The sequence below is a fragment of the Shewanella algicola genome, from assembly GCF_014648035.1.
Lineage (GTDB): Bacteria > Pseudomonadota > Gammaproteobacteria > Enterobacterales > Shewanellaceae > Shewanella > Shewanella algicola.
The window spans coordinates 186094-199142 of record NZ_BMQI01000001.1 but is presented as its reverse complement, the minus strand read 5'-3'; the positions used below and the strand labels follow the sequence as shown (position 1 = coordinate 199142).

Here is a 13049-nt window from a genome sequence, read left to right as displayed (position 1 = left end):
TGCGGTTAATTAACTTTGGTTATATTATGTTTACTGTTAATTATTCATTGGAGTTCTTATGAAGACAGCTGATGTTATTGCGCACTTTGGAGGTCAGGGCCGTTTAGCTAAGGCGCTTGATGTTTCACAGCCTGCAATTTCAAAGTGGGGGGATACAGTCCCACTACTTAGAGCTTATCAAATTCAAGTGATCACGAACGGGAAACTCAAAGTTAGCACCCCGCAGATCAAGCAAGCAGTTTAATTTTAGTCGTTCGCAGGGAGAAAAGCATGAAACAAGTATCACGTTTAACTTTATTGATGAAAGCCATTAACAAGTGGCTTGAACTACCTAAAGTGAGCCGTTCGGCATTGGCCACAGCGGTAGTTCAGGCGGTTGATGATTTAAAGATGGTGAGCGTATTAGCTAAAGAGGGCATTTCGTTTACGTATTCTGACGATATTTACAATGATTCGCGGGTTAATGCACAAAAGATTTTTAGATGGCTTGGGCAGTACGCTGACCAGCATGCCGTGCCTGAACGCTTGTTTTATGTTGAGCAGGCAATATTGGCTGCAATGCCAATTGAATTACGCATTGGTTATTTAAACGATGTTTACAACATGGTTGGCGTAACGGTGGTGGTTGATCATGTTGGTGATGGTATGTCGTTAAGCACGAGTGACATGGCCGCGACGTTAACAAAAGAGAACAGCGAAGCGCAAATTGCGGTGATCCGTTTGGGTTTGGCGCCGTCGCGTCATGATGTTGAGCAGGCCTATCGTGAGTTGCGTGAATCGCGCGGCATGACTCAAGCGGCGATGGATGCGTTTGAGCGCAACTACCCGTATTTAGTTGAAAAGCCTCTTAAGTCGGTTGGTTAGTATGGCTGATAACGTTGATGATGCAAATGATATGGCTGAACTGCATTTAGCTGCAGTGTTGGCTAAAGCCAAACCGAGCCTACCGCCATTAACCGGGCATTGTTTTTATTGCCACGCTGCCACACCAGAGCGTTTTTGTGATGCAGATTGCCGTGATGATTTTGAACGTGACCAACGCAGAACATTAATGCGAAAGCGGGGTTGATATGTGGTTTTTAATTTTAGGTTGGCTGAGTTTTGCAGTGATTTTAACTGCTGGTTTTTGTTTGATGTTTAAAGGGGCGGGTGATGACTCAGTTAAGTGATAACAACAAACTGATTAACGATGTGCATGTGTTGTTTTTAGATTCCCCAAGTGATGCCGATGCGGTTGCAGAAATCCGAAACATTGACACGATTTGGTATAAAGAAATCACACCCGTGTCATGTAAATATTTGCTGGAAAGTGAGCGGAATGCCGGAGTGACGGATTGGACGCTCACTATGCAGCCACCTGCGCATGAGCCGCTAGTTTATCGACCCGTTGACGTGGTTGAGTCACCCGAAGAACGCGAGTATTTCGAAAAGCTAGAGCGTGAGCAGCAAATTGATGCTATGGCCGCAGTGATAAGAACGAGCCCGACTAACAGCGCAACAGGTATTGCCCATTTGTTGGTTGAGGCTGGTTGCACGATAGATACAACGAAAATTAGAAAATAAGAAACCCCGCTTAAGTTTGGCGACAGAACGGGGTTAATACCTACGAAGAGAGGTCTGAGGATGTTACAAAAATATATAGATAACGTCAATGATGGCGAAAATAGCAACATTGTGCCGTTTAGGTCTGTTGATTGTGTTGTTGGTACCAGTAAGCAGGGGGCTGTTGTGAAGGCTGATTTAGATGATGGTTACTTAAGGTTGTCTAATACGCTTGTTGATGCCCTTTGCTTAACCAAGCTTAGCGATAGAGAAAGCCGAGTTTTGTTTTCAGTCATGCGTCGTACATACGGCTTTGGTAAGCATGTTGATTGGATATCTTATAGCCAAATTGAGGAAATGACTTCGATTGACTCTAACAATGTGTCACGTGTTGTTGGTGCATTAATAAAGCGAAATATTCTGTTAAAAGAAGGCAAAAAAATAGGTGTTAACTCTGTGGTTTCTGACTGGTTAGACAAGCCGATAATTAATAAAACTGTCAGTTTAGACAGTAAAAACTCACTGTCTAAACTGGCAGTAAAACCTGTCAGTTTAGACTCTAACACTGTCAGTTTAGACAGTAAAACCTGTCAGTCTAGACCCCCACAAAAGAAAGACATTAATACAAAAGAAAGACAAAAAGATATATGTGCTAAATCTGCGTTTAATGCGTTTTTTAAACAATACCCAAATCACAGAAAAGGCGGTTCGGATTCAGCAGCTTGGGCGGCATGGAAATCTGAAAAACTGACAGAGCAAGATTGTGAGGCTGCAATCGCTTGGCTGGTTCACGCTGCACAGCGAGACGCCAGTTGGGGCGTTAGTGCTAATGGGCAGTTTGTTCTGGGTGTCACTAAATTTATTCGAAATAAAACATGGCTAACCCCGCTGCCTACACCCACGACTAACAACCCACGAAAAAGCTTACAGATCCCTGTTTTTAATGAACAGACAAACGAGTATTCCGACTATGCCGACGATTTTAACATGGAGATTTAATGATGCTAACCATGAACTCTGAATTATCAAAACTGTTGACCCGTTTAAACGCTCCTGTTGGTGTGAAGCCGGCGACTCGAGAGCATATTGCTGAGTTAAAAAGAAAGTCAGAAGCTGCGGCTTATAAGGATCATGTTGCGAGAAAAAACAAAAAACTGATGGATTTAACAGGTTTGAATACACATTTTTTATCTTGTCGCTTTGATAATTACATTTGTGAGCGTAAAGACCAGTTTGATGCAGTTGAAAAGGCAAAGAAATATTGTGAAAAATTTAGCGAGTACTCAGCGCTGGCGAAAGGCTTTTTGTTTAGTGGGACCAGTGGCACAGGCAAAAATCATTTAGCGAGCGCCATGGTGAATGAACTTGTTGAAAAAAATCATTTTGTTGTGTTGTTAAGCGTGATGGATTTATTAGCTCGAGTGCGTGAAAGCTATAAAGACCCGTCGATTTCAGAAGATAAATTAATAAATGATTTTTTAAGGCCTGATTTATTGATTATTGACGAGCTTGGATTGCAGCGTGGCAGTGTTGACGAAGTGTTATGGCTCACTCGAATTATTGATAAGCGGCTATATGCCAAGAAGCCGACTTCGTTTATCACCAATCTTAAAAAGTCAGAATTACAGGAATTACTAGGCGAACGTGCCTATGGCCGTGTTTTGGAGTCAGTGGGTTTGGGCGTGCTTTTTAGTTGGCCAAGCTATCGCGGTAAGCGAACTGGAGGTTCTAATGAGTAATAAGCCATTAACCCAAAAAGAGCGTTTGTGTCGTGTGTTGAGTCAAGGCCGTTTTTTAACCCTGTACGAGATTCAGCAAGAGTGTTTTGAGCGCTTTGGTGTGCATGATAGCGAGTGTGCGTTAAGTGCGCGTTGGCGCGAGTTGCCTGTGTCGGTTAAGCAAAAACGCCGCCGTGATAAGTGCCAGGCTTGGGAATACAGGTTGGTGGCATGAGTATGGCGGCATCGGGTGTTGAGGTAGGCAAACTTAACGATGCGGCTTTACGTCGTTGGTTACGTGCTGGGGTTATTCGCGATTATCGTGATCCGCAGTTTCCTGAAATTCGTTTACGTGCTGCAGCTGGCCGAACGCGGGCGAGTGTTCATTTGGTGTTGAATGAAAACGGTAAGACGGTTTGGCAAAAGGTGGGCACTTGGCCAAACATGTGTATTAAGACGTTATGCGCTGATTTGCCTGTGATGTTGGCTAAACGCAATGTGGGCGGCATGGTGACTGGCCAGTTTGATTCGGTTGGCAGTTTGCTTGAGTGGTACCAGGAACATATCGCCACTAACACGACTTATAGCAAGAGCTGGCGCAGCAATATTAAGTCGATGATTAAGTGTCATCTGTTACCTCGTTTGGCTGATGTTCGTTTGCATGATGTGAGTTTTATTACTGTTGACGTTGGTTTGGTTAAGCCGATGTTGGTTGAGGGGTTTTCGCCTCAATACATCCGTGAAGCGGTGAATAAGCTTAAGGCGGTATTTGCGGCGGCTTCAAAACTGCGTTTGATTAGTGCTAATCCTTTAGCCGGTTATCGAGTGACCTATTCAATTAAGGTGGCTGATGTGGTTGATACTCGCTTGTTTGAGTCAGATTTGGCTGATTTGTTTACTCGGTTAAGTAGTGTGGCTATGCCTGTGCAGATGTTGTTTGTGTTGATGATGATGTTTGGTACTCGCATTAATGAAACTCGATTAGCTCGCTGGGAGCATTTTGCGGGTGATTATTGGGTGATACCTGCCAGTAATGCCAAGAACAAGCATGAACATCGGGTACCTATGACTGATTCTGCTAAGGCGTTAATTCAGCATTATCGCAAGTGGCAGTTGAAACATGTTGGCAAACGCTCGTTTTTATTCCCTGGCAATATTGGCGCTATTTCAATCCGCAGTGCTCATGAGTGGCATACCCAGATCCGTTTTAAGCATTTCACTAGCCATGATTTACGTCGGTTATTCAGGACCATTGTTGCTGACTTAGGTGTCGATACGATGATTGGTGAGCGGTTGCTTAATCATGCCTTGCCTGTGTTGCTGCGCAAGTACGTTAAATCGACATTAGATAAGGGCATGAGCCAAGCGTTAGATCAATATCATCAATATTTAATTTACCGTGGGTTTTCTTCTGTTGCGCCCGAGATATTGCCTAGATCGCCTATTGAAAGTGAGAACGGTCAAACCAAGAGTGCAAGCGGTTGGCTGTGATGATCACCGCATCATTGGTAGAAGAATATGCAGTTAAGGGATTTTGGGGGCGAAATGGCATTACGCGGGTTTGATTTTTTACGAACGGGCAGAGAATTGCGTGGCCTTACTCAGACCGAAGTTGCCGAGATTTATGGGGTAAGCGAACGGACTTATCGACGTTGGGAACTGGGTGAAGTTAGGGTGCCATTTGATGATGTTTCGGCAATATGCGACCAGGTGTTTCGATTGGGCATTGATGAAATAAGGATGATGATTAATGGTGAAAGTTAACGTGGCAATGGTTGATCACCGTCAATCATTATTGAAGATGAAAGAATTGCGTGATGGGTTGAGTCGTTGGGGCCGTTACTGGGCTTACCAAGAACGGGGTAAGGGGTTTGCTAACCGAAGCCAGTGCGACAAATTGGGTGAGGTGATTGTGTACGGTAGTGCAGGTGTTAGTGATGTTACGCCCCCGCGTGAAGTAAGACAGTTCGACCAGCTGATTGAGCGGTTAGCACCGCAGTGTATAAGGGCCATTAGAGCGCACTACATCTGCAAAGGGCAGTGGGCATTGATGGGGTTCGACAGTAAACAGTCTTATGTGTATTGGTTAAGACGCGCAGAAATTACAATGATGGAGTGAGATGTGAGTCCTTATTTTCTATTTGGCGATATTGAAACAGGTGGCCTTAATGGCCGGTTAGTTAATGGCGCGTTGGGTATGGAGTATTACCCAATACTTGAATTGGCATTTATCCTGACAGATAAAGACCTGAATCAAATAGGCTTGCCGTTACGTGTGGTTGTTCATCACAGTGATGAAGTGATCGCAACATGCAGTGAATGGGCACTGGATACGCACACCGCAAGCGGATTGATTGATCACGTTCGAGCATCAACGCTGTCATTGGCAGATGCTGAACAGATAGTTATTAAATGGCTTAAAGGGCATAGCGTGTCTAAGTATGACGGCAAGACTAAGCAGGGTGTAGTGTTTGCTGGTAACTCTATTATGTTCGACCGTTCATACATAATGTGCCAGATGCCAACACTTCACGAGTATATGCACTATCGTCAGTTAGATGTATCTGCATTAGCTTTAGCTGCAAGGGCATTCAATCCAGAGTTAGAGCGCAAGGCTACATCAGCAAAGCTATACAAGCATGAGGCATTAGCTGATATACGTGAATCAATCGAAGAGTTGCGAATGTATAAGCAAGTGCTGGGTAGTGATAGTCAGACAGCTTACGAACGGTTCAGTAATGCGTGTCGTGGGTTTGCTAAGTCATTGATTAAAGGTCTAATGCCTTGGGTGAAGTGGTGATGCCTCAAGGTTTTGGTCTGAACCAATCCAAATGAGATCGATTATCATTTGGGGCAAAAAATAAATGGGTCCTTCTGGCTCGGTGCACTGCGGGGGCAGAGAAGCGCAGTGCTTCACTACATGTGAAAATTTTAGGGGGTTGTGTTGTTGTTTTATCGAACCTAACTAATTCAATCAGTTATGTGTCATTGATAACTATTCTTAAGCTAATGAATTTATTTGTATTTGTAGCCTTTTCTGTTACCAGTTTTTTGCGGTTTGTTTTGATCGCAGTAAATAACAACTTTTGATCATCCAGATCTTTCTTTTATAAATTCAGTTTTGGTGTTATCAATATTGTTGCGCTTGCAGTCTTTTGGGCGCCTAACTCAATACTAATTTTGTAAAGGAATACTATGGATAATTTAGAGATAAAAAACATTAATCTTGGCTTGCTTAGAGTTGATAAGTTTGCTTTGGATATGGATGACCTGATTGGTGTGGAGGTTAAAGCTGCTGGGGTGTTCCCAGATGATATGGAGATCATCACTTATTATAACGATGACAATGCCATTGTGGTTGGTCATCGTTGCGAGGTCCAATTGACTGATGAGCAGTTAACGTTATTAGATGAAATATCTAAAAGGGCTTACCGCTCACTTAACCGATAACTTTTAGTTTGAATTGTCTAGAGAATTTAGCGCCATATATCACGGAATGCCAAAAACCTAAAGGCCATATATGGCCTGTTTAATGGCCAAAAAAATGGGTATATTTATGTAAGCTTGGTACAACTGCGTAACTTGCTTAGCTTCCTCTATCGTTTCTCTTTGCTTACATCCTCGCCATTGGGCTCCTGCATTGGAGCCCATTTTTTTTGCATGTTATTTGGTGAACACATGAACCGTAAAAAAGTGTATATCGCTGGGCCTATGTCTGGTTTACCAGATTGCAATCGGCCTGCGTTTAACTTGGCCGCGCAAGTGCAAAAGTCGTTAACGCACATTGTGCTTAACCCAGCCACTTTGCCAGCGGGTTTATCTGAACCTGAATACATGCAGATTGGCATCACCATGTTGATGTGTGCCGATATGGTTTACATGCTCGATGGTTGGGAACAATCACACGGTGCACGAGCAGAGCATGCACTAGCGCAAAAGCTTAGCTTACACATTGTTTACCAGGAGGGCATTGATCATGAAATAGCATTAATTGGTTTGACGGGTGAAGAACACTTTTAACCGCCAGCGTGTCAGCTCGCACGTTTAATCAGCTTGAGCAGTTCGCTTTGCAACACAGTCAGCGAAAAGTGGCCGAGCTTGAAAAAGTAACGGCATGACGTAGTTCGGGTTTGCGCCCCGTTAATGCATCAATAGCTATCATATGAATATTTGTTTGGGGGTAATTATGGCTAACAGAATGACAGTGGCAGGCCTTAGCTTGTCGGCCGCTGCTTTTATTGGTTTGGTTATTTCCGAAGGGTTTACGCCTACTGCGACAATTCCGGTAAAAGGTGATCGGCCTACCGTGGGCTTTGGGTCCACTTACCATATTAATGACCGCCCAGTTAAGCTAGGCGATACGGTTACCCCAATTAATGCGCTGCAAATAGCCAAAGCGCATATCTCTAAAGATGAAACCCGATTTAGACAAAGCTTAATTGGCGCCGAGCTTAACCAGGCTGAATATGATTTATATATCGACTGGGTTTACCAGTACGGCATCGGCCGTTGGCTAAAGTCGCCCATGCGTGTACATGTATTAAATGGCGAATACCGCAAGGCTTGTGATGCGTTGCTGTTGCCACAGTACCGAACTGTCGCGGGTTTTGATTGTTCAACACCTGGCAACAAACGGTGTTATGGCGTTTGGACCCGCGCGCAAGACCGACACAGGCAATGCGTAAACTCACTTGAAGCGCTGCAGTAACTGCGGCGTTATTGTTTAAGGGGCTTGTAATGTTTAATGATTTTAAAACCACTGTGCTTTTATGCCTTGTGCTGATTATGACTACGTTGCTCGTTGTTGGCGGTTTGGGTATGCACTCACTCAAAGCCAAGAACGCATCGCTAACGCATGATGTATTGCAATCTCAAGTGAGTGTTGAAGCGCTATTAAGCAGTAACGACAATCAAGCTGAACGTATCAAAATACTTGAGCGTGATTACCGGGTAATGACTGAGATTAACGCTACGCACCGAAAACAGCTGATCGATTTACAGGCTACGCACGAAAGCCGAATTGTTCAAGCCAATCTCATTAAGGAATCAGACGATGAACCTACTAAAGATTGGGCTAACGCTTTGTTGCCTACTGATGCTTTGCAGCTGCTCAAGCACACCGATTGTAAAAGTGGTGACCCAAACCAAAACGGTGTATGTGTTGCCGCCGCCCGATTGGATAGTGCTGTGCAGCACCCCTGATTTTGTTGGTACCACCAATCTTGATTTACTTAAACACTCACTTACCCAAACTCACGCGCTAGCAATGTGTAATGCAAATATGCAGCGTTTACAACAATGGCGGCAATCACATGAGTATAACGACTGACATTGGTGCAAAGTTCACGTCGGTTGTTTCTTATATCGCCTCGTTTTTCACCGCAGCAGGCAGCTATGTGAACGATATGGATATTGGGGTTTTAGTTGGTGTGATATGTGCTGTGGCCACTGCGTTAGTGAACTGGTTTTATCAGTCTCGCAAGAGTGACAGAGACGAGCAGATACAAGCATTACAAAAGCAATTACTGAACAAGCAGCTGCAAAATATTGAGCTAGAACGCTCAAGTCACGTGATAGAAGATATTGAGGCCGAACTCAAATGAACGCATTCAAACCCGCATTTCGCCCCGCAATACGACCAGCTATAACGTCAGTGTTTGGTGTTCAGGTTCCTGTTGTTACGACACTATCATTCGTATCTCAGCCACAAAGCAAAACCGTTGACGAGTATGCCCTCGCTACATTTAGCTGTGAAGTGACAGGTGGTGTTGCGCCTTATTCGTATCAGTACAAAAAGAACGGTGCAAACGTTGGCACCAATAGCGCGGCATTGTCATTTGCTGCCGATGCTACTGATAATGCTGCGTCGATTACTGTTGTTGTGACTGATAGTGCAGGTACATCTATTACGTCAACGGCTGCGGCATTAGGTGTTACGAGTTATGCGTTTATTACAGATGGATTGACGCAATTTATATCGCTAAGTAGTGAAATAGTATTAAGTGGCGATTTTGACGTTTTATTTACGTACAAAGGGCTGGCGGCAGACTACAAAACATTTATGGCTGCGGCTAATAATGACAGATTTGCAAGATTTGATCTGAATGGTGCCGTAAGGATGTACTGTGGCTACGCAACGCCAACGTCAACAACAAAGGTTACTGATAACACCTCTAGGCTCATAAGGTTTAGGCGCGTAGGTCAGGTTTCTTCAGTGTATATAAACGGAGTTTTAGAAGGTGTTGTCGATAACTCAATTTCTCTAGGTACTGTTAAGTTATCAAAGTTAATGGAGGCATCGGGTTCATATGCTAAAGGGGCTATAACAAAACTTAGTGTTGATTCTGCTGGATTGAAAATATTAGAGATCCCACTAAACAACAAGTCCCAAGGCGCCAACCAACTCGCAACGGTCGGAAGTATTAACGCGACTATTGTTAATTACAACGCGGCAGGATGGACAGCAGTATGACACAGTTAGAACAATGGCTTAACTCAGGTCTATACGTGTTTGTTGTATTGTCTGAACAAGGCTATCAAGACAGCGAACCCGCTAAAAATGCATGGCCCGATGCAGTATCTTACGGTGACTATCGGATGGTGAATTATCACAAGGAAAACGCTGAACGCTTTGTTGACTATTTAACAGAGCAAGGTCATACAGTATCATTCGGCATTAGCGACACAACGCCGATGTTATTAACGTGGGATGAAGCGCTTGAATTTGCGACCCAGTTTGTAACCGAGATAGAAGAAGATTTTACCAACCCATAACCCCCGCAAGTAACAATCCCGCTTTACACAACAAGCCAAGGAACTCACATGATTTACAGCGAAAATTTAACGGTGACTACGTCGGCCGTGGACGTTACGCGCCCAGGTGTTATGCAAAGTTGCAAACAACACCAACTGATATTTAGCGGTGACAACATCACGCTGGCGTACACCATCAACGGTACTGACTTTACTCAAGCAGACCTAGAAGCCGGTAGCCATAACATCGAACTAGGCAACATTGAAAAATTTACACTCACCAGCGCAGGCACTAGCACTGCAATCATTCAAGGTTACTAACTGAAACAATAGGCATTATATGGCACGTATTCAAACACCCGAAGCCGAGCCAGTGCTACTGAATAAAACCGACTTGTGCAAAAGTTTGGGCATTAGTACCCAGGCGTTCGACAAGTGGGATGTGCCAATACACAGCAAAAAAGGCCGTGAGTGTTTGTACACCATGGCCGATGTTGTGGGCAATCGTGTCGCCAACGAGCGCAAAAAACATGTAAGCAAACCGCTGGATGATGAAGACGACAAACCAAATATTGATTACGAGCGCTACCGTTTAACCAAAGCGCAGGCCGACGGCCAAGAATTGAAGAACGAAAAAGACCGCAAAGAAGTGGTCGAGGTGGCGTTTTGCTCGTTTGTGTTGAGCCGTATAGCCGCGCAAATATCGCCAGTGCTTGACCAAATACACATTCGCGTAAAACGTAAATTCCCCGACATGCCAGAACGCACGATAGACGCCATTCGCGCCGAAGTAATTAAAAGCCAAAACACCGCCGCTGAACTGGCCAACGGCATTGAGGATTTATTAGATGAGTATATCAGCAGCACAGATTAACAATCTGAAAGCCGCTGTATCTGCTGGTCTTAAATCGTTTTACCGTCCACCCGTTTTAACGTGCAGTGAATACGCCGACACGCATTTTTATATGTCGTCGGAGTCGTCTTACACAGAAGGCAAATGGGAAAGTCTACCGTTTCAAATCGGCATTTTAAATGCCATGGGTAACGACCAAATCACCACGCTCAATATTATGAAATCAGCGCGTGTCGGTTACACCAAAATGCTGATGGCCAATGCGGGTTACAAAGTCGAACACAAAAAACGTAACGTGCTGATATACCAGCCGCGGGACGGTGCCGCCAAAACGTTCATGAAAAAACACGTTGAAACGGCAATACGTGACATGCCGATTTGGAAGGCCCTAGCGCCTTGGATTGGCCGCAAACACAAAGACAGCACATTAGAAGATAAGGTATTCAGCAACGGTAAAACGCTAATGGTGCGCGGTGGTACCGCCGCTGCTAATTATCGTGAAATATCAACTGACGATGTAATTTACGATGAACTTGCAGGTTTTGACGAGTCAATCGAACACGAGGGTAACGCCACATCTTTAGGTGATACCCGTGTTGAACTGTCGATGTTTCCTAAGTCGATCCGTGGTTCAACGCCTAAAATTCTCGGTGCCTGCCAAATTGAAAAGGCATGCAGCGAAAGCCAGTACCAATTTAGATTTAACTTACCGTGCCCACACTGCGACGAACTGCAGCACTTAAAGTGGGGCGGCAAAACCGAACCATTTGGCATCAAGTGGCAAGGTAGCGACCCAAGCACGGCGTATTACGTGTGCGAACACTGCGGTGCCTGCATTGAAAACAATCAACTGCACGACATGGAAGAACACCCCCGCGCAGTATGGATATGCGACAAAACGGGCGTGTACACCCCAGATTTTATTTCGTTTTTTGATAAAGACGGCAACGACTTTTTAACCCCCGAAAATATCTCAATTTATATCTGGTCGGCTTACAACACGCTTAACAGCTGGGCCAAGTTAGTCACCGAATTTTACAAAGCCAAAGGCGACAAAGAAAAGCTACAAACCTTTGTTAACACCAAATTAGGCCAGCCGTGGGACAACGACAACGGCGAACGCATTGAGTGGGAAGACCTCGGCCGCAGGCGTGAAATGTACCCCAACGGCAAAATGCCCGATTGGGTTGTGTATGTCACGGCGGGTGTTGATACCCAAGACGACCGCTACGAAGGCCGTGTTTGGGGGTGGGGCGCAGGTAAAGAGTGCGCCTTGTTCGATAGGTTTATTTTGTATGGCGACCCAGCCAGCCAAGTGCTACTTGATAAAGTTGCGCTGCGCTTAAACCAAAGTTACACCCGTAACGACGGCATCGTGCTTAACATTGGCACAACCTGTTGGGATTCGGGCGGTCACTATACCGACACGGTTTACTCAATGAGTAAAAAGCTCGGTTTGTACCGTGTTATCCCAGTTAAAGGCGCCAACATGTATGGCAAGCCGATTGCGAATTTTCCGCGCAAGCGAACCAACAAAGGCGTGTATTTAACCGAGGTCGGTACCGACAACGCTAAAGAGTTGATCATGTCCATGATGCGTACTCAACCCAGTGTTGATATGCGTACACCTGGTGCAATTCATTTGCCCCTAAACGACAACGTGTGTGATGACACCGAACTGCAACAGTTAACGTCTGAACGCAAAATGCCAACAAGGCGCGACGGCCGCATTGTTTACCGATGGGACGCAGGCGGTAGACGTAACGAAGCACTCGACTGTTTTGTGTATGCCTTGGCGGCACTGTATATCGCCATTGATAGGTTCGGCATCAATCTCGAATCGCTCAGTAAAGTGGTAACAAATAAAGAAGAAAACCCATCATCACCCGATGACCCCCCACAACCCAAAAAACCGAAAAAAGCCCCAGTTAATAACTGGCTTAATGGGGGCTCGGCTAAATCAGGAGGCTGGCTGTAATGTCAAAACAACAAGCGGCAGACATGGTCGCGCTCTATATCGAAGCCGAAAAAGATGTGCTGGCGGGTAAGTCAGTCTCCATCAACGGCAAGATGATGAGTACAGAAGACCTGGATCAAATCCGCAAAGGCCGCATTGAATGGCAACGCACACTCAGTATGTACACCCGCCCACGGGGTACCACACTCGCAAGATTTTAAAAGAG

23 protein-coding genes are annotated in these 13049 nt (G+C 45.0%); all 23 read left to right on the top strand.

The genetic code is table 11. The annotated features are described in order from the left end of the window. The first annotated feature begins 58 nt into the window (after positions 1 to 58). The 23 genes from IEY42_RS00960 (at position 59) to IEY42_RS00855 (ending at position 13044) form a co-directional block, all read left to right on the top strand. Positions 59 to 244, top strand: coding sequence for a Cro/CI family transcriptional regulator (locus IEY42_RS00960; protein WP_188923513.1), 186 nt, complete (start codon positions 59 to 61; stop codon positions 242 to 244). Between the two features lie 26 nt (positions 245 to 270). Then, the gene (locus IEY42_RS00955; protein ID WP_188923512.1) at positions 271 to 864 is read left to right on the top strand and encodes a toxin YdaT family protein; all 594 of its coding nucleotides are present in this window, start codon (positions 271 to 273) and stop codon (positions 862 to 864) included. 1 nt (position 865) lies between these two features. After that, entirely contained in the window at positions 866 to 1069 is a 204-nt protein-coding gene (locus IEY42_RS00950; RefSeq protein ID WP_188923511.1) for a DUF2116 family Zn-ribbon domain-containing protein, read from the top strand. Positions 1070 to 1152: 83 nt separating this feature from the next. Then, positions 1153 to 1563, top strand: coding sequence for a hypothetical protein (locus IEY42_RS00945; RefSeq protein WP_188923510.1), 411 nt, complete (start codon positions 1153 to 1155; stop codon positions 1561 to 1563). Positions 1564 to 1623: 60 nt separating this feature from the next. Further along, entirely contained in the window at positions 1624 to 2541 is a 918-nt protein-coding gene (locus tag IEY42_RS00940) for a replication protein (RefSeq protein WP_188923509.1), read from the top strand. Between the two features lie 11 nt (positions 2542 to 2552). Then, positions 2553 to 3281 carry an ATP-binding protein gene (locus IEY42_RS00935; RefSeq protein WP_188923508.1) on the top strand — a complete coding sequence of 243 codons (729 nt, stop codon included), beginning with the start codon at positions 2553 to 2555 and terminating at the stop codon, positions 3279 to 3281. Continuing rightward, positions 3274 to 3495 (top strand): hypothetical protein, encoded by a 222-nt coding sequence (locus IEY42_RS00930; protein WP_188923507.1) that lies wholly within the window; start codon positions 3274 to 3276, stop codon positions 3493 to 3495. The genes IEY42_RS00935 and IEY42_RS00930 overlap by 8 nt, the downstream gene beginning before the upstream one ends. Positions 3496 to 3497: 2 nt before the next feature. Next, entirely contained in the window at positions 3498 to 4751 is a 1254-nt protein-coding gene (locus IEY42_RS00925; protein ID WP_188923572.1) for a tyrosine-type recombinase/integrase, read from the top strand. Positions 4752 to 4805: 54 nt separating this feature from the next. Then, a complete protein-coding gene (locus IEY42_RS00920; protein ID WP_188923506.1) occupies positions 4806 to 5024 on the top strand; it encodes a helix-turn-helix domain-containing protein in 219 nt (72 codons plus the stop codon). Further along, positions 5011 to 5379, top strand: a complete 369-nt coding sequence (locus IEY42_RS00915) for a hypothetical protein (protein ID WP_188923505.1) — start codon at positions 5011 to 5013, stop codon at positions 5377 to 5379. Before IEY42_RS00920 ends, IEY42_RS00915 begins: the two co-directional genes overlap by 14 nt. 3 nt (positions 5380 to 5382) lie before the next feature. Further along, entirely contained in the window at positions 5383 to 6060 is a 678-nt protein-coding gene (gene orn / locus IEY42_RS00910) for an oligoribonuclease (RefSeq protein ID WP_188923504.1), read from the top strand. Between the two features lie 395 nt (positions 6061 to 6455). Next, on the top strand, positions 6456 to 6710 hold the full coding sequence (locus IEY42_RS00905; RefSeq protein ID WP_188923503.1) for a hypothetical protein: 255 nt from the start codon (positions 6456 to 6458) through the stop codon (positions 6708 to 6710). Between the two features lie 228 nt (positions 6711 to 6938). After that, on the top strand, positions 6939 to 7280 hold the full coding sequence (locus IEY42_RS00900) for a DUF4406 domain-containing protein (protein ID WP_188923502.1): 342 nt from the start codon (positions 6939 to 6941) through the stop codon (positions 7278 to 7280). Between the two features lie 166 nt (positions 7281 to 7446). Continuing rightward, complete coding sequence (locus IEY42_RS00895) at positions 7447 to 7968, top strand: glycoside hydrolase family protein (RefSeq protein WP_188923501.1); 522 nt, start codon at positions 7447 to 7449, stop codon at positions 7966 to 7968. A 29-nt stretch (positions 7969 to 7997) separates the two neighbouring features. Then, on the top strand, positions 7998 to 8462 hold the full coding sequence (locus tag IEY42_RS00890) for a hypothetical protein (RefSeq protein ID WP_188923500.1): 465 nt from the start codon (positions 7998 to 8000) through the stop codon (positions 8460 to 8462). After that, complete coding sequence (gene lysC, locus IEY42_RS22705) at positions 8356 to 8589, top strand: Rz1-like lysis system protein LysC (RefSeq protein ID WP_373292763.1); 234 nt, start codon at positions 8356 to 8358, stop codon at positions 8587 to 8589. The genes IEY42_RS00890 and lysC overlap by 107 nt, the downstream gene beginning before the upstream one ends. Further along, positions 8573 to 8863 (top strand): HP1 family phage holin, encoded by a 291-nt coding sequence (locus IEY42_RS00885; RefSeq protein WP_229779834.1) that lies wholly within the window; start codon positions 8573 to 8575, stop codon positions 8861 to 8863. The genes lysC and IEY42_RS00885 overlap by 17 nt, the downstream gene beginning before the upstream one ends. Further along, complete coding sequence (locus IEY42_RS00880) at positions 8860 to 9732, top strand: hypothetical protein (RefSeq protein WP_188923498.1); 873 nt, start codon at positions 8860 to 8862, stop codon at positions 9730 to 9732. Before IEY42_RS00885 ends, IEY42_RS00880 begins: the two co-directional genes overlap by 4 nt. Then, on the top strand, positions 9729 to 10034 hold the full coding sequence (locus IEY42_RS00875) for a hypothetical protein (RefSeq protein ID WP_188923497.1): 306 nt from the start codon (positions 9729 to 9731) through the stop codon (positions 10032 to 10034). Before IEY42_RS00880 ends, IEY42_RS00875 begins: the two co-directional genes overlap by 4 nt. A 48-nt stretch (positions 10035 to 10082) precedes the next feature. Continuing rightward, the gene (locus IEY42_RS00870) at positions 10083 to 10334 is read left to right on the top strand and encodes a hypothetical protein (protein ID WP_188923496.1); all 252 of its coding nucleotides are present in this window, start codon (positions 10083 to 10085) and stop codon (positions 10332 to 10334) included. Between the two features lie 19 nt (positions 10335 to 10353). After that, the gene (locus IEY42_RS00865; protein ID WP_188923495.1) at positions 10354 to 10887 is read left to right on the top strand and encodes a terminase small subunit; all 534 of its coding nucleotides are present in this window, start codon (positions 10354 to 10356) and stop codon (positions 10885 to 10887) included. Next, on the top strand, positions 10862 to 12844 hold the full coding sequence (locus IEY42_RS00860; RefSeq protein ID WP_188923494.1) for a phage terminase large subunit family protein: 1983 nt from the start codon (positions 10862 to 10864) through the stop codon (positions 12842 to 12844). Before IEY42_RS00865 ends, IEY42_RS00860 begins: the two co-directional genes overlap by 26 nt. Then, positions 12844 to 13044, top strand: coding sequence for a DUF6148 family protein (locus IEY42_RS00855; RefSeq protein WP_188923493.1), 201 nt, complete (start codon positions 12844 to 12846; stop codon positions 13042 to 13044). The genes IEY42_RS00860 and IEY42_RS00855 overlap by 1 nt, the downstream gene beginning before the upstream one ends. Positions 13045 to 13049: the final 5 nt, after the last annotated feature.